This is a genomic window from Ignisphaera sp. (genome assembly GCA_038735125.1).
Lineage (GTDB): Archaea > Thermoproteota > Thermoprotei_A > Sulfolobales > Ignisphaeraceae > Ignisphaera.
This window is the reverse complement of the sequence record JAVYNU010000005.1, coordinates 91558-112409: the sequence shown is the minus strand read 5'-3', so window position 1 is coordinate 112409 and position 20852 is coordinate 91558. Positions and strand designations below refer to the sequence as shown.

Annotated in this window: 19 protein-coding genes; 10 read left to right on the top strand and 9 right to left on the bottom strand. The window is 41.4% G+C overall.

Going from position 1 to position 20852, the window contains the following annotated elements:
- Nucleotides 1–78 precede the first annotated feature (78 nt).
- The 3 genes from QW284_06750 to QW284_06740 form a co-directional block, all read right to left on the bottom strand.
- A complete protein-coding gene (locus QW284_06750; GenBank protein MEM0339369.1) occupies nucleotides 79–1002 on the bottom strand; it encodes a hypothetical protein in 924 nt (307 codons plus the stop codon).
- 75 nt (nucleotides 1003–1077) lie between these two features.
- Nucleotides 1078–2421 (bottom strand): FAD-dependent oxidoreductase, encoded by a 1344-nt coding sequence (locus tag QW284_06745; protein MEM0339368.1) that lies wholly within the window; start codon nucleotides 2419–2421, stop codon nucleotides 1078–1080.
- A gap of 167 nt (nucleotides 2422–2588) precedes the next feature.
- A complete protein-coding gene (locus QW284_06740) occupies nucleotides 2589–3377 on the bottom strand; it encodes an NAD(P)-binding domain-containing protein (protein ID MEM0339367.1) in 789 nt (262 codons plus the stop codon).
- Between the two features lie 76 nt (nucleotides 3378–3453).
- Between QW284_06740 and QW284_06735 the strand changes: the two genes are divergently transcribed.
- The 5 genes from QW284_06735 (at nucleotide 3454) to QW284_06715 (ending at nucleotide 8585) form a co-directional block, all read left to right on the top strand.
- Nucleotides 3454–4671, top strand: coding sequence for a pyridoxal phosphate-dependent aminotransferase (locus tag QW284_06735; protein ID MEM0339366.1), 1218 nt, complete (start codon nucleotides 3454–3456; stop codon nucleotides 4669–4671).
- Between the two features lie 61 nt (nucleotides 4672–4732).
- Nucleotides 4733–5953 (top strand): NADP-dependent isocitrate dehydrogenase, encoded by a 1221-nt coding sequence (locus tag QW284_06730; protein ID MEM0339365.1) that lies wholly within the window; start codon nucleotides 4733–4735, stop codon nucleotides 5951–5953.
- A gap of 90 nt (nucleotides 5954–6043) precedes the next feature.
- The gene (locus QW284_06725) at nucleotides 6044–6985 is read left to right on the top strand and encodes an ABC transporter ATP-binding protein (protein MEM0339364.1); all 942 of its coding nucleotides are present in this window, start codon (nucleotides 6044–6046) and stop codon (nucleotides 6983–6985) included.
- A gap of 23 nt (nucleotides 6986–7008) precedes the next feature.
- A complete protein-coding gene (locus tag QW284_06720) occupies nucleotides 7009–7821 on the top strand; it encodes an ABC transporter permease (GenBank protein MEM0339363.1) in 813 nt (270 codons plus the stop codon).
- The gene (locus QW284_06715; protein ID MEM0339362.1) at nucleotides 7818–8585 is read left to right on the top strand and encodes an ABC transporter permease; all 768 of its coding nucleotides are present in this window, start codon (nucleotides 7818–7820) and stop codon (nucleotides 8583–8585) included. The genes QW284_06720 and QW284_06715 overlap by 4 nt, the downstream gene beginning before the upstream one ends.
- Here QW284_06715 and QW284_06710 read toward each other — a convergent pair.
- Genes QW284_06710 through QW284_06700 form a run of 3 tightly spaced genes read right to left on the bottom strand, consistent with a single transcriptional unit; the run spans nucleotide 8582 to nucleotide 11705 of the window.
- On the bottom strand, nucleotides 8582–9550 hold the full coding sequence (locus QW284_06710) for a THUMP domain-containing protein (GenBank protein ID MEM0339361.1): 969 nt from the start codon (nucleotides 9548–9550) through the stop codon (nucleotides 8582–8584). The genes QW284_06715 and QW284_06710 overlap by 4 nt on opposite strands.
- A gap of 21 nt (nucleotides 9551–9571) precedes the next feature.
- Complete coding sequence (locus QW284_06705; protein ID MEM0339360.1) at nucleotides 9572–10591, bottom strand: alcohol dehydrogenase catalytic domain-containing protein; 1020 nt, start codon at nucleotides 10589–10591, stop codon at nucleotides 9572–9574.
- A 49-nt stretch (nucleotides 10592–10640) separates the two neighbouring features.
- Nucleotides 10641–11705 carry a formate--phosphoribosylaminoimidazolecarboxamide ligase gene (locus QW284_06700; protein ID MEM0339359.1) on the bottom strand — a complete coding sequence of 355 codons (1065 nt, stop codon included), beginning with the start codon at nucleotides 11703–11705 and terminating at the stop codon, nucleotides 10641–10643.
- Between the two features lie 104 nt (nucleotides 11706–11809).
- Between QW284_06700 and QW284_06695 the strand changes: the two genes are divergently transcribed.
- Both QW284_06695 and QW284_06690 read left to right on the top strand, forming a co-directional pair.
- Nucleotides 11810–12835, top strand: coding sequence for an aldo/keto reductase (locus QW284_06695; GenBank protein MEM0339358.1), 1026 nt, complete (start codon nucleotides 11810–11812; stop codon nucleotides 12833–12835).
- Between the two features lie 114 nt (nucleotides 12836–12949).
- Nucleotides 12950–13168, top strand: coding sequence for a hypothetical protein (locus QW284_06690; protein ID MEM0339357.1), 219 nt, complete (start codon nucleotides 12950–12952; stop codon nucleotides 13166–13168).
- Between the two features lie 33 nt (nucleotides 13169–13201).
- Here the strand turns inward: QW284_06690 and QW284_06685 are convergent, their stop codons facing one another.
- The 3 genes from QW284_06685 to QW284_06675 form a co-directional block, all read right to left on the bottom strand.
- Nucleotides 13202–13909: a DUF72 domain-containing protein gene (locus tag QW284_06685; protein ID MEM0339356.1), complete on the bottom strand. Its 708-nt coding sequence runs from the start codon at nucleotides 13907–13909 to the stop codon at nucleotides 13202–13204.
- Between the two features lie 31 nt (nucleotides 13910–13940).
- Entirely contained in the window at nucleotides 13941–16316 is a 2376-nt protein-coding gene (locus QW284_06680) for a plasma-membrane proton-efflux P-type ATPase (protein ID MEM0339355.1), read from the bottom strand.
- A gap of 236 nt (nucleotides 16317–16552) precedes the next feature.
- Nucleotides 16553–17917, bottom strand: coding sequence for a glycosyltransferase family 2 protein (locus QW284_06675; protein ID MEM0339354.1), 1365 nt, complete (start codon nucleotides 17915–17917; stop codon nucleotides 16553–16555).
- Between the two features lie 154 nt (nucleotides 17918–18071).
- Here QW284_06675 and QW284_06670 point away from each other — a divergent pair, with 154 nt between their 5' ends.
- The 3 genes from QW284_06670 to QW284_06660 all read left to right on the top strand — a co-directional run bounded on the left by QW284_06670 (nucleotide 18072) and on the right by QW284_06660 (nucleotide 20852).
- The gene (locus tag QW284_06670) at nucleotides 18072–19175 is read left to right on the top strand and encodes an ATP-binding protein (protein MEM0339353.1); all 1104 of its coding nucleotides are present in this window, start codon (nucleotides 18072–18074) and stop codon (nucleotides 19173–19175) included.
- 220 nt (nucleotides 19176–19395) lie between these two features.
- Nucleotides 19396–19548 carry a hypothetical protein gene (locus QW284_06665; protein ID MEM0339352.1) on the top strand — a complete coding sequence of 51 codons (153 nt, stop codon included), beginning with the start codon at nucleotides 19396–19398 and terminating at the stop codon, nucleotides 19546–19548.
- A complete protein-coding gene (locus QW284_06660) occupies nucleotides 19548–20852 on the top strand; it encodes a phenylacetate--CoA ligase (protein ID MEM0339351.1) in 1305 nt (434 codons plus the stop codon). The genes QW284_06665 and QW284_06660 overlap by 1 nt, the downstream gene beginning before the upstream one ends.

Sequence of the window (20852 nt, the reverse complement as noted above, 5' to 3'; positions counted from 1 at the left end):
CCGAAGCTCATCATCTCCGCGCCTAGCCCTTAGAAAGCGAAAACCTCCTTTAAGACTTGCTGCTCTTCTAAATCAATCCTATATAGATTGTTCGGCTATAGAGTCTCTCGCTAGCGGAATATCCAACACTGTCTTTGCAGTTACAAAGCCCTCTCTATACCCTGCAACAATCTCCTGGCCTTGGGCCTCTATAGCACCGGAGAAGAGCCTATATGCATCCTGAAGCAGCTTTTTGTGGAACACCACTATTGTTGTGATGATTTTGAAGCTCTTTGTACCCCTTGCCTCCTCACCCGGAGCTCTAGCAGCTGCAATCTCTCTGCAGAGGCTTCCGGAGCGCGGTTTTTTGAAGCATATCTCTACTCTTGCACCCCTAGCCCTAGGCCTCTCTTTATACTCTTCAATGAATCTGTAAACACCCTTCTCCTCGTCGTATACAAGCCTCTTCTCAGCAGGGGTCTCAACAATCCATTTAACAGAGGTCTCATAGCCTGTGGGCCCCAGCTTTACCCTGGCAAGGGCTAGTTCACTTCCTTTCGCGGCTCTAAGCTCTATTTCCTTTGTCGGTATTTTCGATCTGTCTAAACACAGAACAACAATGTCTCTATACTCACCAGATTTAATGATGAAACCAGGTGCAATTGCGAGAACATCGTCTCCTCTATCGACATAGACGTAGAAAGGGCTGTTGCTGATTGTGTCGAGGTCTAACACCGACGCCTCAACTTGTTGTGCATCGACAACCTCTACCCTGCTATGATAGCTTCTGCTCCTGCCACTGCTAGCCCAATACCCCTCTATGTAAACATCTCCAACATCGATTGTGACTACAGCTGGGAGGAAAAGCTTTTTGTCTTCGATGCGCATACCAGATACAAATCTCTTCACCAAATCCTCTCTAGAGATGCGAAGAGCGTAAGACGCAACGATAGCGACAATGACTATAAACATGATTGCTGCAAATATGGATATGAAGGGGTCGATCTGCATCTCAAAATACATTTTGCTATACCTACACTATTTAACCGCTCTCGAGCAAGCCTTTTATACTGCTATGGGATGTGGGAGAAGGTCTGCTCATCTAAGTTTCTTATATGCATCTAGAGTAGCTGTGTAGAGTGGGTATGTAACTGGGGATGGCGTTAGCCATGGATGCGTTGCTATCTGTAGCGATAGCAAATCTAGTAGGTGGGTCTTGTTCTGCATCAGTACGCTGACCATGTTTATCAATTCAGCAACCGATTGACCCCCTGCTACCTGAGCCCCTATTATCTCTCCAGTTGTTTTTGACACCAACAGCTTTAGCTTTACCGCTTTGGCTCCTGGGAGTATAGTTGGGTGCTTGTCTACAGCCTCTCCAACTCCAACAACATATTCTATCCCCTCCTCTCTAGCCCTGCTCTCCGTTACACCCACGGCCCCAAAAACAATCTCCCCTACCCTTGTTGAGAATGCACCAACATGTCCGATGTACCTACAAGATGCGTTAGCAGCTATGTGTAGTGTAGCCATTCTAGCATCTGTTGTTGCGGCAGAAGCCAGTTGCACAAGCACAGGCTTTCCAGTCACCAGATCGAGTCTCTCTACACAATCTCCAACGGCATAGACAATCGGGTTGCTAGATCTTCTACAGCTATCAACAACTATACCACCTGTAACACCTACCCTCAGATTCATGGCCCTAGCCAAATCTGTGTTGGGCTCAACACCAACAGCTATAATGACAACATCGGCTGAAATCTCCTCGCCATTCGATAGCCTAACCCTTTCAACCCTTCCACTACCCAGTATCTTCGAGACAGTTACACCAGTCTTTATATTCACACCACGCTTCTTCAGCTCCTCCTCAGCCAAGACAGCGAAGTCCTCATCAAAGTTTTTGAGAAGGCAGTGAGGGAGAACCTCAACCAAGGTAACATTTTTACCTGTTTTCGAAAGATCATCCGCTATCTCAACACCTACAAAACCGCCTCCAACAATAACCACGTTTGAAGCATCTCTAACAGCGGCTATCGCCTCCCTCAAATAGTTATAGTCTTTGACTATGTGGTAAACATTCTTCAAGTTCTCGCCATCTACACCAAGTCTCTTAGGCCTAGAACCAGTCGCCAAAACAAGTCTCTTGAAACCAAGCTCCCCACTTTTCAACGTTTTGACGGATCTTCCACTCAAATCAACTGATGTGACCTCGTCGACGAAAATCTCAACACCTAGCTTACGCAACGGTTCGTCGCTGAGTATATTCTTGTCGATACTATCTATAGAGTTGAATAGATAGGGTATGGCGCAGGGGATCAGAACCTTCTCCTCACGCCTAACAACAGCAACAGACGTTTCAGGGCTAAGCCTCTTCAACATAAGTGCAGCTGTGTATCCAGCTGGCCCACCCCCAACAATCAAAACGTCATATATCTTCAGCAAGTTTTCACCAACTCTATATATAATGAAGCGGAGTTTATATTTTTACGAATGCCAGCATCAGTAGCCGTGAACCAATATAAAAATGAGACAATCTGCAAAACATGGCCTTAAAGTTGCATTAACAGGTTCTCATATAATTGCGCTGGCCATGCATCTTTAAGCAATTTTTAGTTCCTATGCAACATCTGCTCATATTCGTCGTACGCATCATTCAATGCCTTCAAAAGTATTTGTTTCGCTCCATACACATAGATCTTCTCTATAGCTTTTATTGTAACACCTTTTGGGGTTATCACACTATCTCTTAGCTCGCTAGAACCTTTCATCTCTAGAAGTGCTCCTACACCCTGAAACACTGTAGAGAGAGCTTTCTTAGCTATGTTATATGGCACCCCAGCCCTTAGCGCAGATAATAGAAATGCGTCAAATAGTTCAGCAACCATGGCTGGGGTCGATGCTGAGTAGAATGTTAGCATATCCAAGATTTTTTCATCGACCCATTCAACTGTTCCTAGAAGGTTGAAAACCTTCTCAATATACTCATCTTTTCTACTTGGAGGTGAGAGTGCTATGAATCCCCTGTTTATTTCTACAGCTATGTTCGGCATTGCTCTATAGATAGTGGATTTTGGTAAAAGGTTCTCAAACCTCTTCAACGGAATTGCTGCTGCTATGGATACAACAATTTTGTTGCTAGCGAAATCGGCTAGGTCTTTCAGAGCCTCTTCGACATCCCCTGGCTTTACAGCAACTATAATGATTTCAGAGTCTGTGAAAGCATCCTCGGCCTTCTCCACCACTCTAAATCCAAGAGATTCTGCATCTGCTCTAGCCTGAGAAACCTTATCATAGACTACAACACAAGTTTTCTCTATGCCGGCTCTTGCAAAGCCCAGTGCCATTGCTTTGCCCATTCTGCCAAAGCCTATCAATCCTATTCTCGGGTGCTCGGACAAGTAATTGCACCACCTATAGCTCTGATCAACAGGTTTTTATACTCTAGCGACAGAAGATGTTTTGTTGGTGCATCCATTGAGGCAAGCGCCAACAAGCACTATAAGAGATGTTATAGATTTTCTGAGGGGGGAGACAGGCTTCATCTACACAGCAAGAGCTAGAGAGCTATCGAAAAAGGGCTTCAAGGTTATAAACTTTGGTGTAGGCCAACCAGATTTTCCAACACCGAGGCACATAGTTGAAGAGGCTAAGAAGGCTCTTGACGACGGTTTCACAGGGTATACAGAGGTTGCCGGAATACCAGAGCTCAGACAGGCTATAGCAGAGTATTTGAATGGGAGATATGGATCCGATGTAAAGCCAGACGAGGTTATTGTTACACCTGGTGCAAAAGCCGCTTTGTTCCTAGCCTTTGCAGCTTACATAAGACCTGGTGACGAGGTTATAATACCAGACCCCTCATACTATGTGTACCCCGAGATAACAAAGTTTCTCGGTGGAAAACCCATTTATGTGCCTCTGAAGTGGCTTGGTTCTGAGGGAGGCTTTGAACTAGATGTAGATGCAATTGAAAAAGCTGTGACAAGCAGGACGAGAGCCATAGTTATAAACAATCCACACAACCCAACAGGAGCTTTATTCACATCGAGGGAGATTACAAAGATTTTAGAAATAGCCATTGATAGAAACATTCTGGTTATAGTAGACGAGATCTATGACAACTTCGTCTATGAGGGAGAATTCAAGTCTTTCATGAGCTTCGAGAACTGGAGAGACTATATTGTCTATGCAAATGGGTTCTCAAAAACCTTCTCAATGACTGGCTGGAGACTTGGATACCTTGTTGTTAGAGGAGATATCGCATCTAAGCTAACAAAACTAGCTGTAAACATGTGGACCTGCGCTACCTCATTTGTGCAGAGAGCAGGGGTGAAAGCACTGAAAGGTGATTGGAGTCCGGTGAGAGAGATGTTAGAAACGTTTAGAAGAAGAAGAGATGTTATGGTTAGCGAGCTCAACAAGATTGACGGCGTGGTTGTGTGGAGAAGCAGAGGAGCATTCTATCTATATCCCAACATCAGAAAAGTTTTGAACAAGCTCAACAAAGATGTTGAAACATTTGCCAACAAGCTTCTAGAGGAGAAGCATGTAGCGGTGTTGCCAGGGACAGTATTTTCTGAAACAAATTTTGGCAGAGATTTCATAAGACTTAGCTTTGCATTGAATGAAGAGCTTATTGTTGAGGGCATCAATAGGTTGAAGAACTTTATTGACGAGCATCAAAAATCATAATCTCCCTCTTCTATGAAATGTTTTAGAGTTGCAGATCTAAGTGTATTGATGGTGTTAAAACATGAGGAAAATATCTATGGATAAACCTATTGTTGAGATAGATGGGGACGAGATGGCCAGGGTGATGTGGCACTGGGTCAAGGAGAAACTCATAGAGCCGTACATTGATTTAAAGACCGAATATTATGATCTCCACATAAAGGTTAGGGATGAGACAAACGATGAGATTACCATAAGGGCGGCAGAAGCCATCAAGAGGCTTGGGGTTGGCGTTAAATGCGCAACTATAACACCAAATGTGGAAAGGGTTAAGGAATATAATCTTAAGAGGGAGTGGAGATCCCCTAATGCAACAATTAGAGAGATTCTCGATGGCACACTCTTTAGAGCTCCAATTATTGTGAGCAACATTAAGCCTGCTGTTAGGTTCTGGACAAAGCCAATTGTTGTTGCAAGACATGCATTTGGCGATATCTACTCAGGAACTGGTCTAAGGGTTGATGAACCTGGCGAGGCTTATATAGTCTACAGAGGGGCTAGCGGAAGGGAATATAAGGTGAAGATAGGCTCTCTCCCCTCAGCAGGGGTTATACAAGCATATTACAACCTAGACAAGTCTATATACTCATTCGCTAGAGCTGTCTTCAAATATGCTACTATGTTTAATTTGGATGTGTGGTTTGCAACAAAAGAGACTATATCCAAGGTCTATGACGCTAGATTCAAGGAGATATTCCAGGAGGTGTATGAGAAGGAGTTCAAAGATGAGTTCTCGAAAAGAGGGCTAAAATATGAGTATTACCTAATTGACGATGCTTATTCTAGGGCTATGAGATCTGAAGGGGGGTTTGTATGGGCAACGAAGAACTATGACGGTGATGTCATCTCGGATATGGTGGCATCTGCATACTCGGGAAGCCTAGCTATGATGACGTCAGAGCTTCTATCCCCAGAGGGCTACTACATGGCTGAGGCAGCTCATGGAACTGTTCAGAGACACTACTACAGATATTTAAAGGGGGAGAAGACATCGACAAACCCAACAGCAATAATATTTGCCTGGTCGAGAGGGCTCAGAAGAAGAGGTGAGCTAGACAACAACAGCGAGCTGGTAAGATTCTCAGAGTTGCTTGAAAAAGCTGTTATAAAGACTATCGAGGTTGATAGGGTGATGACCCAGGACATAGCAAAGGTTTCTGAGCCTCCGCTGAATTTTGTTGCATCAACAGAGGAGTTTATAGAGGCTATTCGAAAGAACCTCGAGCATGTGTTGAAACAATGACTCTTTTGTGCCACGTTTAAAATATTTAATTTTTGCTCTATAAGTGTATAATATATAATATATTGTGGTGTAGTCTAGGCGAGTAAAGAATTGAGAAAAGCTGTTGAAATAATAAATCTTGTTAAAAAGTTTGGAAACTTTGTTGCCGTAGACAACCTATCTCTGGATATCTACGAGGGGGAAATATTTGGTCTGCTGGGACCAAATGGAAGTGGCAAAACAACAACACTTCTAACAATAACCACAGTCTACAAGCCTACATCAGGTGATGTGAGAGTCTTTGGCTATAGTGTTGTGAAGGATGGTGATATAGTAAGAAGGCTTGTTGGAATGGCTTTTCAAGAGCCTAAAGCGCTTGGCATAGACAAGCCCTATGACCTGCTAATGTGGCATGCGAGAATAGTTGGCTATTCAACAAATGATGCAAAGAAAATTGTGAAAGAGGTTATGGATGCCCTTGGTCTTTGGGAGCACAGAGATAAGTACTTCTATCAATTGAGTGGTGGCACAAGAAAAAAGGTTGAGATAGCAAAGATTCTTATCCAAAGGCCGAGGGTAGCTATTTTCGATGAGCCAACAGCGCAGGTAGATGTTATTTCTAAGCATGTTCTATGGGATGCCATTAAGGAGCTGAGAAAAGAGGGATCAACAATAATCATCTCGACAAATGATATGTTTGAGGCTGAAAGAGTTTGTGAGAGAATAGCAATAATATACAGAGGCAAGCTAAGGGCTGTGGGAACGGTTCAAGAACTTAAGGACTCGATGCCCTATGGAGATATTATAGAGTTGTCTGTGGCTAGCAAAGATATTGATGTTTCAAAGGTTGTGGGGGTTCTGAATAGCTTTGGGAAGGTTTCAGTAAATGGAAACACGTTTATGGTCTATGTAAACAGAGGCGAGGAAAAAGCCATAGAAATTGTTGATGCTCTGAAGCAACAAGGTATTACCATATCTAGGATAATGGTAAAAGAACCTACACTCGATGATGTATTCTTTTACTTAACTGGTGCTAAGCTAAAAGAGGATTAGGATTAGGAGAAGCAGGTGGTGATATGCATTCACCAACAACTATGTTTAGACAGATATTTCTGCTTATTCAATGGGATTTGACAAAGATTTTGAGAAGGGTCATTTTCGTCGTTATGAGAGCTACATGGTTTGCTGTACAAGTTTCTATGTTTGGATTGGCACTGGCATACATGGTTAGTACGCGGAGTCTTGGGTTAGATACACAAACATATTACAAATTCTATTTATTCGGTATATACACATCCATACTGTTTTCGATAACAGCTTCTAGAGCATATGACATTGCTGAGGAGTTTGAAGAAGGCATTATAGAGTACCACTTATCTCTACCTATGAATAGAAAGGTTTTGGCCATCGGTAGAGCAATTGGAGGTGGAATAGCTTCAACTCTTTTCACACTCCCAATGTTCCTAACAGTGGTTGTATTGGCACAAGAGTTTTCTATAGCAGCAATAATAATATCGATTGTGGCATCACTAGCCTTTTCCATAGGTATAGCAGGTCTTGTAATATCCATAACACTAAGCATAAAATCTGGTGATGCAACAGATATTTTGATGGGTGCTCTTGACGCTATTCTTGTAAGGCTTTCAACAGTTTTCTATCCAGCTGTTGTTATAAAAAGTATTGCCCCATATTATTACAGTGCTATAATAAATCCAGTTTCTCATTTAGCTGATCTGCTTAGAATATTCTACTCTTTTGAAGAGTTTAAAGCAATTGCTATAGCAAACCCAATAGCATTGGCATCTTATATAATTGGGTTAGCAATAGGCTTTTCATTTCTTGCCATATATGTTGTTGAAAAGAAGCTCGAGGGGGGTGGGTGGAGATGATCAATATAAGCAAGGTTTTTCTAATAGCCAGGAGAGACCTCTATAGGTTTTGGCAATCAAAGCAGTGGCTAGCTGGGCAAATAGCGATGAATCTTGCGGATATCTTAATATTTGCAATGATTTTTAGAGGTATTGTGAGAAAGGATCTTATACCAGATTATCTGAGGTTCATGACACCTGGGGCTGTAGCGCTAGCAACATTTGTTGCAGCTTTCTCAATAGGTAGGGAGGTTGGCATGGAGATTAGAAGAGACGCTGTAGAGTATCTTCTAGTATTGCCAATGTCACGACAGGATCTCGTGCTTGGCAGAGTGTTTGGCGGAATGCTTAGGGGGTTAATATACCAGCTTGTCTTTCTTGTTCTGGCTTCGATAATAGACTCTCCACCTACTCTAACACAGCTTCCAGTGCTAACAATAACATCTATTCTACTCACAATGTCCATGTCTAGCCTTGCCATAGCTGTATCCTCTGTTAGTAGAGACTTTAATATACAGGCAACGTTTAGGGCTTTAACACACTATCTTCTGTTCTTCTTCTCAAATGTTTTCTATACAAAGCAAGTCTTATCGCTAAGATTTCCACACCCACTACCAGAAATAATAAGCATAACACCAATTTCCATTGCTGCGGACATTTATAGATGGTGCTTCAACTACTACACATATATAGATCTTCAGAGCCTTGCACTACTCACTATGTGGAGCATAGCGCTAACTTTCCTAGCATCTATAATATATTTGAGGAATCTGACGAAGCGCTAGCCATGCCCAGCTAAAATGGGTATAGCCATGCCTAGAGCATATGCCAACGCAGCTGACGTCCTCATGGCAAAGCCAGTTAAAGGGCCTAGCCTCACCTCTGCCACACACTTGCTTCTCAAATTAAGCGATACATCCTCATACTCGTTTCCAAGAACAAAAGCGATTGTCTTACCCTTAGACGATTTAACCAAGTCTAAAAGCTTTTTCTCATCGTCTTTTGCATACATAGACAAGGCAATAGCTACATCAACATCTTTAAGCGCCTCATTCTGATTATTAACAACCTCAACACTGTTTAGATCAATTCCCAGAATATCTAGAACTTTTCTAAGGGCTTTCTCATTTGGTTTATAGAGTCTTAGCCTAAATCCTATGGCTCTTGACAGCTGTATCAAATCCATAATCTCATAATCTGTTTGAGGGCGTTCAACAATAGCGATAATGTTTCTTGCTATAGCAACTGGTATACCTCCTCTCACAAAAATTCTGATTATATCTTCGTCTGCATAGCCTATAACCGAGAACTCTTTGTCTACCCCAACAAAAATGATGTTGTAAGAATCTGGATTTGGAGTTGCAAAGCCTTTTTCGGTTAAAGCTCTTGCAATGATTCTAGCAATTTCGATGCTTGTCAACGGATATTTCTTATCCCATCTTCTAACCTCGATAGCAACCTCTTTATTGGGAAACACTGCTTTTATTGTTTCAAGAGCCTCATCAACCAACCTCTCGATACTCCTATCATAGACGTAGGAGCGGACTATGTATGTCATTGAAATGCAGCTGATGTTTCTCAAAAAATCTATGACTTGTGGAACAAGAGCGTCATCAACTTTTAGAATACCTCTCAAACCCCAGTTATAAACAATTGAAACTTCTATGCCTGGACCTTCGCCAAGCTTCTTGACCAAATAATCCATGCATCTATTCTTTGAAAAAGGTTCAAAAAGCAGGAGAATATCCATGTATAACAATCCCTTCAGAATTCAACGCGGCTTTACAACCACCCTGCCTATAACCTGGCCTCTTCTAAGCCTCTCTAAAGCCTCGTTGATTCTATCTAGAGACACAACATCGTCTACCACAATCTTTATCTTCCCCTCTGCAACAAGGTTTACAGCCTCTATAAGCTCCTGGAGAGTGTTACCAACAGACCCTATAATAGTGGCCTCTTTAACCACTATATCCAGTGGGTTTACAGACACCAGCTCTCCTGTATATCCAATGACGACTACCCTCCCTTTCTTGGCCAACATCTTAATAGAGTTTGAGAATGTTTCCTTGGAGCCCACAAGCTCGTATACAACATCAGCTCCTCTACCACCAGTTATACTCAAAACCTTTTTAACAACATCTTCTCTAGCAGCATTAATTATGTAGTCTGCGCCAAGCCCTCTAGCCTTCTCCAACTTCTCATCCTTTCTGCCAACCGCTATAACCTTTGCACCAACAAGCTTGTTATACTGAATTAGAGCAAAACCTACACCGCCAACACCATAGACAACAACGTATTCCCCAACCTTTGGAGAAGCCTTTTTAGTGGCATGTATAGCTGTTGTAACGCTGCATCCTATTGGAGCGGCCTGCTCAAATGGTATGTTATCGGGTAGCTTGACAACATTTCTAGCTGGAACCTTTACATACTCAGCGAAACCGCCATCGGATATGAAGCCATATTCAGCTTTTGGATTCTCACACAGGTTCTCCTCACCAACTAGACAGTATCTGCACTTGCCACACCCAACATAGTAGTAGACCACGACCCTGTCCCCAGGTCTGACATCAGAAACGCCATCGCCAATCTCTTCAACGACGCCAGCTATTTCGTGGCCAAGGGTTATTGGGCGTACACCTAGATCCAGAACCCCGTCTATGAAGTGAAGCTCTGTGTGGCAAACACCTGCTGCCTCTACCTTGACAAGAACTTCTCCATATCCAGGCTTTGGCTTTGGAACATCTTCTATAACAAGTGGTTTGTGTGGTTCGTAAAACCTAGCCGCCTTCATATTTCTTGACCAAAGCTATTAAAAGTCTAGGTGAATCTAATATAGTTTTCTATGTTAAAACCTCTTCAATTTTGTTTTTCTCTATTGCCAATCTAATCTCTCTTGCAATCCTCCTCCCGGTACTCATAGGCTCGCTCCAGTACAGATATGAGTATGGGCTTCCATTCACATATATGTTGGTTCCAGCAACAATCCTGCCCGAGAACTCGAAGACCTTTATGTTCATGTTGTCGTCGATTATACTCTCGAGGCAGAAGGGGCCTATCGCCCCAGGTGGAAAGTTCTTCTTTGTCTCCTCAACAAATCTAATCCCATACTCTAGTATCCTCGGTAGCAGACTTTCCCTCAACACTAGAGGAAGGTTGCCAACAACAACAAATGTTGGTTCTACACCCATCTCAGCAATAATATCTGGTGGCACCCTTCTTAGTCCATCAATGTTTGTCTCATATCTTATATCAGCGCCTAGAATCTCAACTCTGTTTAGTATTGGGCTGTAGAAGTAGTGGTAGTAGGCTGTAACCCCAATCAGATACTCTTGAATCATAGCCTCGTCAAATGTCTTTATAAGTCCCTGCTCAACTCTTTTTCTGAGTCCCTCCTCAACCTCTCTGCCATTCTTTGCTATGAAGTATCCTCTACCACCCTTAGCACCAGGCAACTTAACTATAACAGGTCTATCGATCCCCTCACCAAATCTATATATCCTGGGAGTTGGTATACCAGCCCTCTGAAGAAGATTCATCTTAGCCCATTGATCGGCCTCAACCCTAAAAAGCTTTCTTAAACCAAATATGGGCACAGCTATGTTCTCTGCACAGTCAAGACCAACATACTCCACATAACTTCCATGGGGAACTATGACAGAGTTCAAAGAGATTAACCTTTCAACAACTTCGCCTCTACACAAATCCCTCCAACTATTCAACACAATAAAATCATCAATTAAATGTTTGAACTGCTCGTAAAACCACAGCCTATCGCTAGTAACAATAGCAATGGTCTTGAACCCCTCCATCTTTGCACCATGGAATATCTGAAGAGATGAGTGGCTGGCTAGAGTCGCTATAGACACTCTATCCAAATCATATTTCGATATTATGTCTTGAGCCAAGATGCAGCCCATAGCTAAAAACTCAAGAAAAATGTAAAAGGTATTTAAAGTTTCATATTTCATAATTATAGCATTAAATAAGATGTCACTTTGCGGTGAAAAATATGAAATATATACGGCTTTCACAAAACAGCGGATTAAAAGTATCTATAATATCTTTAGGTACATGGTATCTTCCAAGAACTGAAGTAAGGGATGAATATGGCATTCCACAAATAGATATTGAAGCAACAAAAAAACTACTGAAAAAAGCTGTTGATTCAGGTATAAACTTTATAGACACTGCAAATAGATACCATGGCGCTGTCTCACCTATTCCTGTCACCCATGTTGGATATGTTGAAAAATTGCTGGGAAAATTGCTTAAGGAGCTTGGAATTGATAGAGAGTCCCTAGTTATTGCAACAAAAGTTGGCGGTGACATGGCCTCATGGCCTAATGGATCAGGGCTCAGCAGAAAACATATAATGTGGCAAATCAGGGAGAGCCTCAATAGATTGCAGATGGAATACGTTGATATATATTATGCCCACAGATTTGATCCTGACACACCAAAAAGGGAGGTTATGTCAACATTCAATGACCTCGTTAGAATGGGGTTGGTCAGATATATTGGTATGAGTAATATACCTCCTTCAGATCTTGTAGAGTATCAGATGATAGCCGATAGTTATAACTATGAGCCGATAACAGTTTTGCAATATAGATATAATTGGCTTGATAGATCCATAGAGTCTGATATAATACCCATAGCAAAGAAATTTGGAATGGGGATAACAGTCTATTCACCCCTAGCCCAAGGCATTTTAACAGGGAAGTATGTAGATACCCAATTAAAGAAATGGGTTATTCCATCAGGGTCAAGAGGAGAGATATCAGATTCTGTAAAGAAAATGTTTACGGATGAAAATCTAAGAAAAGTATTAGAGTTTGTAGAATTTGCAAAATCAAAGGGTGTTACACCCACGCAATTAGCTATTGCCTGGATCTTGAAAAAGTCTGAACAATTTGATGTACCTATAATACCCATTATAGGTGCTACAAAAACCACCCATATTGATGAAGTTTTAGAGGCTTTAAACATAACCTTAACACCTGATGATATGAAAATTCTTGATGAAATTAAATAAAAATCATCTTAATTTTTTATTGTCTGAGTATACCCAATACACCAGTATAGATTTGTTACTGCCGCAAATCTTATAAACTATGTAAGAGTAAACTCCAACTTGAGGTGAGTAAACATGATAAAAACAGGTATACTCAAAGCATTAACAATATCAGTAAAGAACGTATTTAGCAAAGGCAACAAGGCATTATCTAACCACGATAGTGATAAAGCTGAGGAAAGCATAGCAATCTATAGCAATAATAGATTAAAGTATTCATCAATATTATGTGCACCTACAATACCTATTGAATGCTTTGAAATAGAAGAAGATGGGTATATAAAACCTATATAATGATTAATTTGTAGTATAAAACAAATACAATTTTTACTTAGTTAGTAGAGAAAACATTTTTCTTGCGTTTTCAAGCATCCAATGATTGTTATTAAAAAACACATATACTTTTTTAGGATTTAAACCCAATATGGTTTTAGCTAGATCCTCTAATTCTTCATTGGAATATTCGTAAGCATACCACTCAGTCCTTCCATGAAGCCGTAGATAAATTATGTTATTGCACATCTCAATCCATCTACCAATTGGAGAATCTATAGATACTAGTGTAATGTTTAATTCTTTGGCTAGCTCAACAGTTTCTTTATTGAACCAGCTCTGGTCTCTGAACTCTATGGCTATTTTATAGCCTGGACTAACAGTCTTTATGAATTTTTTGAGTTTCTCTACATTGGATTCATTCTTTTTAAATGTTGGGGGCATTTGAAGTAGATAAAAATCTACGTAGTTGTCGAGAGGCTTAAACAGCTCTATAAATTTTTTCCATATTTCATACGATTTTTCGCCTAGCCTATGAACATGGGATATGCTTCTATGAATCTTAACAGACCATCTAATAGGCTTTAAAGCTGTTTTCTTTGCCCATCCAATAACCTGATTTCTAAACGGAAATCTATAGAACGACGCATTAAGCTCAACAGCATTTAGCTGAGAGTTTCTTAGATACCAATCGAATGTTCCATCCTCGTTCCAGTCATATAGCCAACCAGAGGTTCCCACATAGACCTCTATACTCAACACCAATAAGATTGTATTATTACGGCCTCAAAATCTATGTAATGCCAAACCTCTTAAATACAAGTACCTTAGCAGGGTCAATACCAATGGTGAATGCGGCTGAGTAGATTAATGCAACAACTGTTTTGTCGAGACCTATCGAAGTTACTATAATTCCTGCACAGCCAAGAATTGTAAACGCTACTATAACACCTATTATAGATGCAATCAGCTCTCTACCTGGTTTTGAACTCCAAAACCATTTTCTTTCCCTAACTATGAGCACTCTAAACTGGCTTGTAAAAACCATCACAAGCAGTATAAATGTCTGCATTTGTTGCATGGTAAAGCGGTAAACTGCCGACCCTATGTATACAGCTATGAGGCCCTCGACAAGTAGAAGTAGGCCTAGGATTGTCGAAGATAGTGCAAGTTCTTTGAATCTCCATTTACTTGGGCTTGTTGTTGGCTTTGCATTGTCTGTTGCTAGAGACATTGTAGCAAAGTCGTTTGCAAAGACTAGGAGTGCCATGCCAAGTAGTGAAAGAACATCGTATTTGAGTATTATGAATCCTATTACAAGTAGTAACGTAAATTGGATTGTTTTTGCAACTTTGTTTATTATCCATGTTAATGCCCTTTGATAAACCTCTCTACCTGTAAGAAGAATGTCTACAACCCCCTCTAGACCAGGTTTTAAAAGAACCACGCCTGCAGATGCTTTTGCAACGTCTGTTGCATTAGCAACAGCTATGCCAAGCTCGGCTTGCTTTAGAGCTGGAGCATCGTTTACACCATCCCCCATAACCCCGACGAAGTGGCCATTGCTTTGCAGACTTTTCACTATAATGTATTTGTCTTCTGGATAAACCTCTGCAAATATATCAGCCTCTTCAACAAGCATTTTTCTACTATTCTCATCAGCTTTCTTCAATTCGTTGACCGTTACAACCTTCTCTCCAATTCCAACCATTTTAGCGACTTCTCTCGCTACAGCAGCATTATCGCCTGTGACCATCTTAGGTCTTATTCCAACACTCTTCATTTTCTCTATCAACTCTCTAGAGTTTTGTCTAGGAGGGTCGAAAAGTGCTATGATACCAGCTAATCTGTATTTGCCAGACTCATATTCTTTTATTGCAACAGCCAAAGATCTGTAACCTCTGTTGGCATACTCCTCAACTGTTTTCATAGCCTCTACAACTTCAGGGCTGTTACCAATAAGTTCTGCTATTATTTGAGGAGCTCCTTTTGTAACGAGAAACCTCTTACCATCTATATCTACTGTAGCCTCTGTTCTCTTTGTCGATGGATCAAATGGCTTGAACTCTATAATGCTATACCTCTTTCTAGGCAGATTCAACTTCCTGGCAAATTCAACAATTACATTGTCTATCTGGTCCTTGCCCTCTTGACTAGACGAGTAAAAGGCGTATTCAATCACATCCTCTTTTGTAAACCCATTCAACGGCTTGACATCTGCTATGGAAAGCCTGTTCTCTGTTATAGTACCAGTCTTATCGAGACACACAACATCAACAGAAGCCGCATCCTCTATAGCACTAAGCCTAGTGACAAGCACATCTCTTGATGCGAGTCTAGAGGCCCCAACGGCCTGCATAATTGTTAACACAGCCGGTAATGCAACTGGTACAGCACCCATCAATATGGTTACAGCGAATGTGGCTATGGCGATTGGCGTGTTCTTCAACCCTGTTACAACTGCAAATACAATCGCTATAGCTATAGCTGCCAACCCTATGTACATACTGTATCTGGTAATTGCAAACATAACCTCTTGTTGATGCGACTTTGGCTGAGCTATTCTAACAAGCTCAACTGTTCTCCCAAAATATGTGTTCCTCCCAGTATTGACAACAACTGCCTTGGCTCTGCCGCCCCTAACTATCGAACCTGCGTAAACAATTCCGCCAGCGGATATGTCCACGGGCAGCGACTCCCCGGTAAGCATAGACTGGTCTATTGTGGCCCCGCCCTCGATGATCTTGCAATCGGCTGGAACAACATCGCCAATGCCAAGAGCGATAATGTCTCCGGGTACAAGGTACTTAGCGTCTATCTGACCCCATTTACCATCTCTTAGAACAACTGCCTTCAATGCTAGCTTAGATTTTAATAGCTCTAAAACTCTCTTGCTCGACTTCTCATGGTGGAAACCTATAACAGCATTGATAAACATTAAAGAGAATATAATTGAAGCCTCGACATAGTGGCCAATGACAATAGACAATACTATGGCTATTTCAAGTAACCATGCCATTGGATTCCAAAATCTCTTCAAAAAACTCTTTACAGCACTCTCTCTTCTCTCCTCAACATAGTTAAGACCATAGATCTTCAGTCTCCTATTAACCTCCTCAGATGACAAGCCATCCAGACTAGTCTGCAGAATTTTCAGTGCGTCCTCAATACTGAGAGCCTCATAATCCTTAGTACTCCTAATTTGTGGAATAGCTCCTCACCAAGGTGACAAACCCATTTGCATACCTTGCAGAGACTCAAGATACCAATAAAACAGATGGATATAAATCTTCATGCTTCACGATCAGCAGACAACTGTTATTGTTTTGTGCAACATGATATTTGCTTATATGAAAATGTGCCAAAAAGAATTATACAAATGCTTCGTTAAAGCAGTTCTATAGTTTACTCTAGTCTTGCAATGATATAAAGCGAGGCAGCCAACGGCATCATAGATAGTACGAGAGCTGGTATACAGCCCTTAACGGCATCCAATATGGTGAGAATACCAAATATCATAGCAATGGCTATGACTGTTATGCTTTTTGATCCCCCCTCCTGTTTTGGGGTAACTCTATATGGTATTCTGACCCCGATTAGCGAGGCTATTACATATGGTATGACAGCTATGGATGTTACTGTTGTTAGTGCTGAGGCTCTTCCGGATACATATGGCATGTCATAGCCGCCAAATTCTTTGTAGAATCTATATACATTTATCGATTCCATGGCTAGAGAGGCTAGGAGTAACGCCAGAAGCGCAAAGTCGGCGATGGATATCTTCGAATACTCAACAAGTGGTGAGATCCCGGCTAGGATGAATCCTATAGCCGGTAAAATAGCTATTATTGGTTGGAGTATGTATAGCAGCGCCTCTAGCTTTACAATAGGTTTTGCCCTTGACTTTAGAATGTGTTTGCCAAATCTTTTAAGAACGTCTGTTGTTCCATAGGCCCACCTCCTCTGCTGGATTAGATAAGCCTCAACGGTTTTTGGGGCACCAACGCACATAGGCTCTATGAGCCTCGGCATAACACCTTTTTCTAGAAGCTGTGTGCCAAGCCAAATATCATCTTGTATTGCATCGGTTCTGTAGAGCCCTATGTCAACCAGTATATCCCTTTTAATTGCTGTGCCACTGCCAAGGGGATACACAAACAGTCCCTTCGAAAACTTGTTCTTGTAGTATAGCCAGCTTCCATACTCTGTTAAGAAGGCTATCGTCCTAGAGGATCTGGTCAAGCCCTTGTCGCAGACCCTCCACCAAGAGATGCAAACATCCTTGCATTTCAGCATAGACTCTATAACCTCTTTCGATGGATATCCATCAACATCAACAGCAGAGACTGTGCCTCCGATAGAGAATTTTATACCATCATTTATAGCCCCATTTCTACCGCCAAAACCGTTAAACCTCCTCACAACAAAAATAGAGTCCCACATCACCATATCCTCTAAAACGCCGTAGAATGCCCTGCTATCAGAGTAGTCGGCTACCACAATACATTCAAACAGATTTCCAATAGATTCACGGAGCTGGTGAAAGTGTTTAGCATATTCTCTAACAATATCCCTTGGCTCATTCTTTATAGGGGTTATAATCGAGAGAAACCCTTGCTCCCTATCCCCAGACCTTGGTTCGCCAACTACAAGACTTTTCGAAGTTTTTGAAAGTACTGTATGATAGATGCTGACAATCAATAGTGGCAGAGATATCATGGCAAGCGAGATTGTAAATAACATTAATGTCTGCCCACAGAGTCTAAGCACTACCACCATTTTGAAAGAGGGGGTTTAATAAACTTAGCATCCAATTGATAAACATTCTCATCTGTTCAAGAGCTCTATACTTAGCCTAGCAGGGCTTTGACCGAATACTTATTAAACTTGGGGTACTACAAGTAAGCTTGGGGTGCCACAAGCGATGCTATTCGATCTACAGCCAAAGACAAGTAGGAGAGACTTGTACGATTTTGATAAAGAGCTTAAAGAGCTGATTAAGAGTATCGAGTTGAATCCGCTAACAGTTGTTGTAGGCATTAGGAGATCTGGAAAAACATCTCTTCTGAGAGTTGCATTAAATGAGTGTGGCTATCCCTATATATACATAGACCCTAGATTCTATTCAGCGCCTACATACAGAGATTTTGCATATATCCTGAGGAATTCTATTGAAGATTTTCTGAGAAGATACGGTGGTGTGTATAGGAGGGTTGTAGAGTTTTTAAAGAATGTTAGAGGAATTTCAATTGATTTGCCAACTCTGTCTGTAGAGGTTAACTGGAGAAGAAGTGAGAGGGTTGAGATAGGGGAGCTGTTAATAGCTCTTGATAACCTAGCTAAGGATCTTAAGAAACCAATTGTTATAGCCATTGATGAGGCTCAAGAGCTTTCCAAAATCACTTGGATGCCAATTACAAGGCTATTCGCATATGCATATGACAACCTCAGGAACTTGAGAATTGTTTTAACCGGATCGGAGATAGGTGTTCTATTCAGGTTTCTGGGGATAGAAGATCCTAGCTCCCCTCTCTATGGAAGATACATACACGTGGTTAAGACGAGGAGACTATCCAGAGAGGAGTCCATTGACTTCCTCGAAAAAGGCTTTTCCGAGCTAGGCACAAACATCCCTCGCAACATTATTGAGAGAGCTGTGGAAGAGCTCGACGGCATTATAGGTTGGCTAACACTATTTGGCTACACATGCTATCTAGACCCAGGTACGTGTATAGAGAACATCGAGAAGATTCTTGAGCAGGCTATTAAAATAGGTAAAGAAGAGCTAGAGAAGTTGCTGTCCGCAAGTAGAAGCACCAGATACAGGACATTGCTAAAGATCCTCGCAGCAGAGAGAAGGTGGAGCGAAATAAAAAGGTTGCTAGAAATCGAAGAGGGCAGGACAATAAATGATAGAACCCTCTACGAACATCTGAAAAGACTGATAGATCTATCTATAGTCGAAAAGAAAAACGACTCATACATAATATCAGATCCCATCCTAAGAAAAGCAGCCCAGCTCCTCTAGTCAATACGATGATGCGATAAACAACCAGATACTAGATTCATAGAATATATTGTGTATCACAGATGATTAATGTGTGAAATTGCTTTCTTAGATGCTATGATAATGTTACATTGGAAAGCAACAGAATTCACAAAATAAACATGTTTAAACTTTTTAAATGTTCCATGATCTGCTTATTCTACAAAAAAACTTTTAAGCCAGGACATTGAAGTGTGTAGAGGTGTCTTTAATTGTTTTGGTGTTGCCTATTGTATCAATAGAAAATGCATTTGAAAAAGAGCTTGGAAAATGTGGAAAAAAGGTAATCAAAAAGAGTCTTCAAAGCTTCATGGAGTGTGGTAAACCCATCTACATGGTTCTAGGGTGTAGATGATGAAGGTGAATGTATGGAACCCTAGTTTGGAGTTGTTGTCTAGGGATGAGCTTGATAAGATAAAGCTTCAGAGACTCAAAGAGGTTGTCTACAGAGTATACAACAACAACCAATTCTACAGAAAAAAGATGAAAGAAAAGGGAATCACACCAGAAGACATAAAAACATTAGAAGACATCAAAAAACTGCCATACACAACAAAAGATGATTTGAGGGAGCTCTACCCATACGGCGCTTCTGTTGTGCCCTTAGACAGCTTGGCTGAGATTAGGGCTAGTAGTGGTACTACTGGAAAGCCTACAGTAACTCTTTACACTATGAAGGATATTGAGAATTGGAGTGAGGTTATGGCTAGAAGCCTTGTTGCAACCAATATAGTTAAAGGCGATATCCTTCTAATTGCATATAACTACCACATGTTTACAGGTGGCTTCGGTTTTCACTATGGGGCTCTGAAAGTTGGTGTAACAGCTATACCAGCTGGTGTAGGTTTTACACAAAGACAGGTGACGCTGATAAAGGATCTTGGTGTAACAGCAATTACAAGTGTTCCCAACTATGCTATTAGGTTGGCTGAGGTTGCTTTTGAGATGGGTGTAGACCCTGCTAGAGATACTAGGGTTAGGAAAGGTGTCTTCGGAGCTGCTCCGTGGAGCGAGGAGATGAGGAGGAGAATTGAGAAGATATGGGATATGCAAGCATACAATATGTATGGCTTGAGCGAGTTGTGGGGTCCTGGAGTAGCGATAGAGTGTGTGTATAAGAGTGGTCTTCATGTTTGGGAGGATCACTTTATTGTTGAGGTTGTTGATCCGAAGACTGGTGAGCCTGTGGATGTTGAGGAGAAGGGGGAGCTAGTATTCACAACACTAACAAAAGATGCAATGCCACTAATAAGATATAGAACAAGAGACATATCGAGAATAATAGACGAAAACAAATGCCAATGCGGAAGAACACACATCAAAATAGACAGAATACAAGGAAGAACAGACGACATGTTCATAATAAATGGGGTGAATGTGTGGCCATCTGCCGTTGAGGAGGTTATCCTCAGAGAGCCCCTTGTAGCCCCATACTACCAGATTGTTATAGACAGAGTTGATTCATTAGACAGGATGACTGTTTTGGTCGAGTCGAAAACAAAATTAGGCGAAAACGACAAAATTGCTTTGGCTAAAAAGCTTGAGTATGAGTTGAGGGAGGTTATATTGGTTACGCCAAAGGTTGAGGTTGTCGACCCTGGGACTCTGCCAAGATTCGATGGAAAGCCAAGGGTAGTTGTTGATAAGAGGGCGTTGTAG

What these genes read in the sequence shown, in the direction of transcription:
- QW284_06750 (MEM0339369.1), bottom strand. Translation starts at nt 1,002, where the DNA reads ATGTATTTTGAGATGCAGATCGACCCCTTCATATCCATATTTGCAGCA.
- QW284_06730 (MEM0339365.1), top strand. Translation starts at nt 4,733, where the DNA reads ATGAGGAAAATATCTATGGATAAACCTATTGTTGAGATAGATGGGGAC.
- QW284_06720 (MEM0339363.1), top strand. Translation starts at nt 7,009, where the DNA reads ATGCATTCACCAACAACTATGTTTAGACAGATATTTCTGCTTATTCAA.
- QW284_06715 (MEM0339362.1), top strand. Translation starts at nt 7,818, where the DNA reads ATGATCAATATAAGCAAGGTTTTTCTAATAGCCAGGAGAGACCTCTAT.
- QW284_06710 (MEM0339361.1), bottom strand. Translation starts at nt 9,550, where the DNA reads ATGGATATTCTCCTGCTTTTTGAACCTTTTTCAAAGAATAGATGCATG.
- QW284_06705 (MEM0339360.1), bottom strand. Translation starts at nt 10,591, where the DNA reads ATGAAGGCGGCTAGGTTTTACGAACCACACAAACCACTTGTTATAGAA.
- QW284_06695 (MEM0339358.1), top strand. Translation starts at nt 11,810, where the DNA reads ATGAAATATATACGGCTTTCACAAAACAGCGGATTAAAAGTATCTATA.
- QW284_06690 (MEM0339357.1), top strand. Translation starts at nt 12,950, where the DNA reads ATGATAAAAACAGGTATACTCAAAGCATTAACAATATCAGTAAAGAAC.
- QW284_06670 (MEM0339353.1), top strand. Translation starts at nt 18,072, where the DNA reads ATGCTATTCGATCTACAGCCAAAGACAAGTAGGAGAGACTTGTACGAT.
- QW284_06660 (MEM0339351.1), top strand. Translation starts at nt 19,548, where the DNA reads ATGAAGGTGAATGTATGGAACCCTAGTTTGGAGTTGTTGTCTAGGGAT.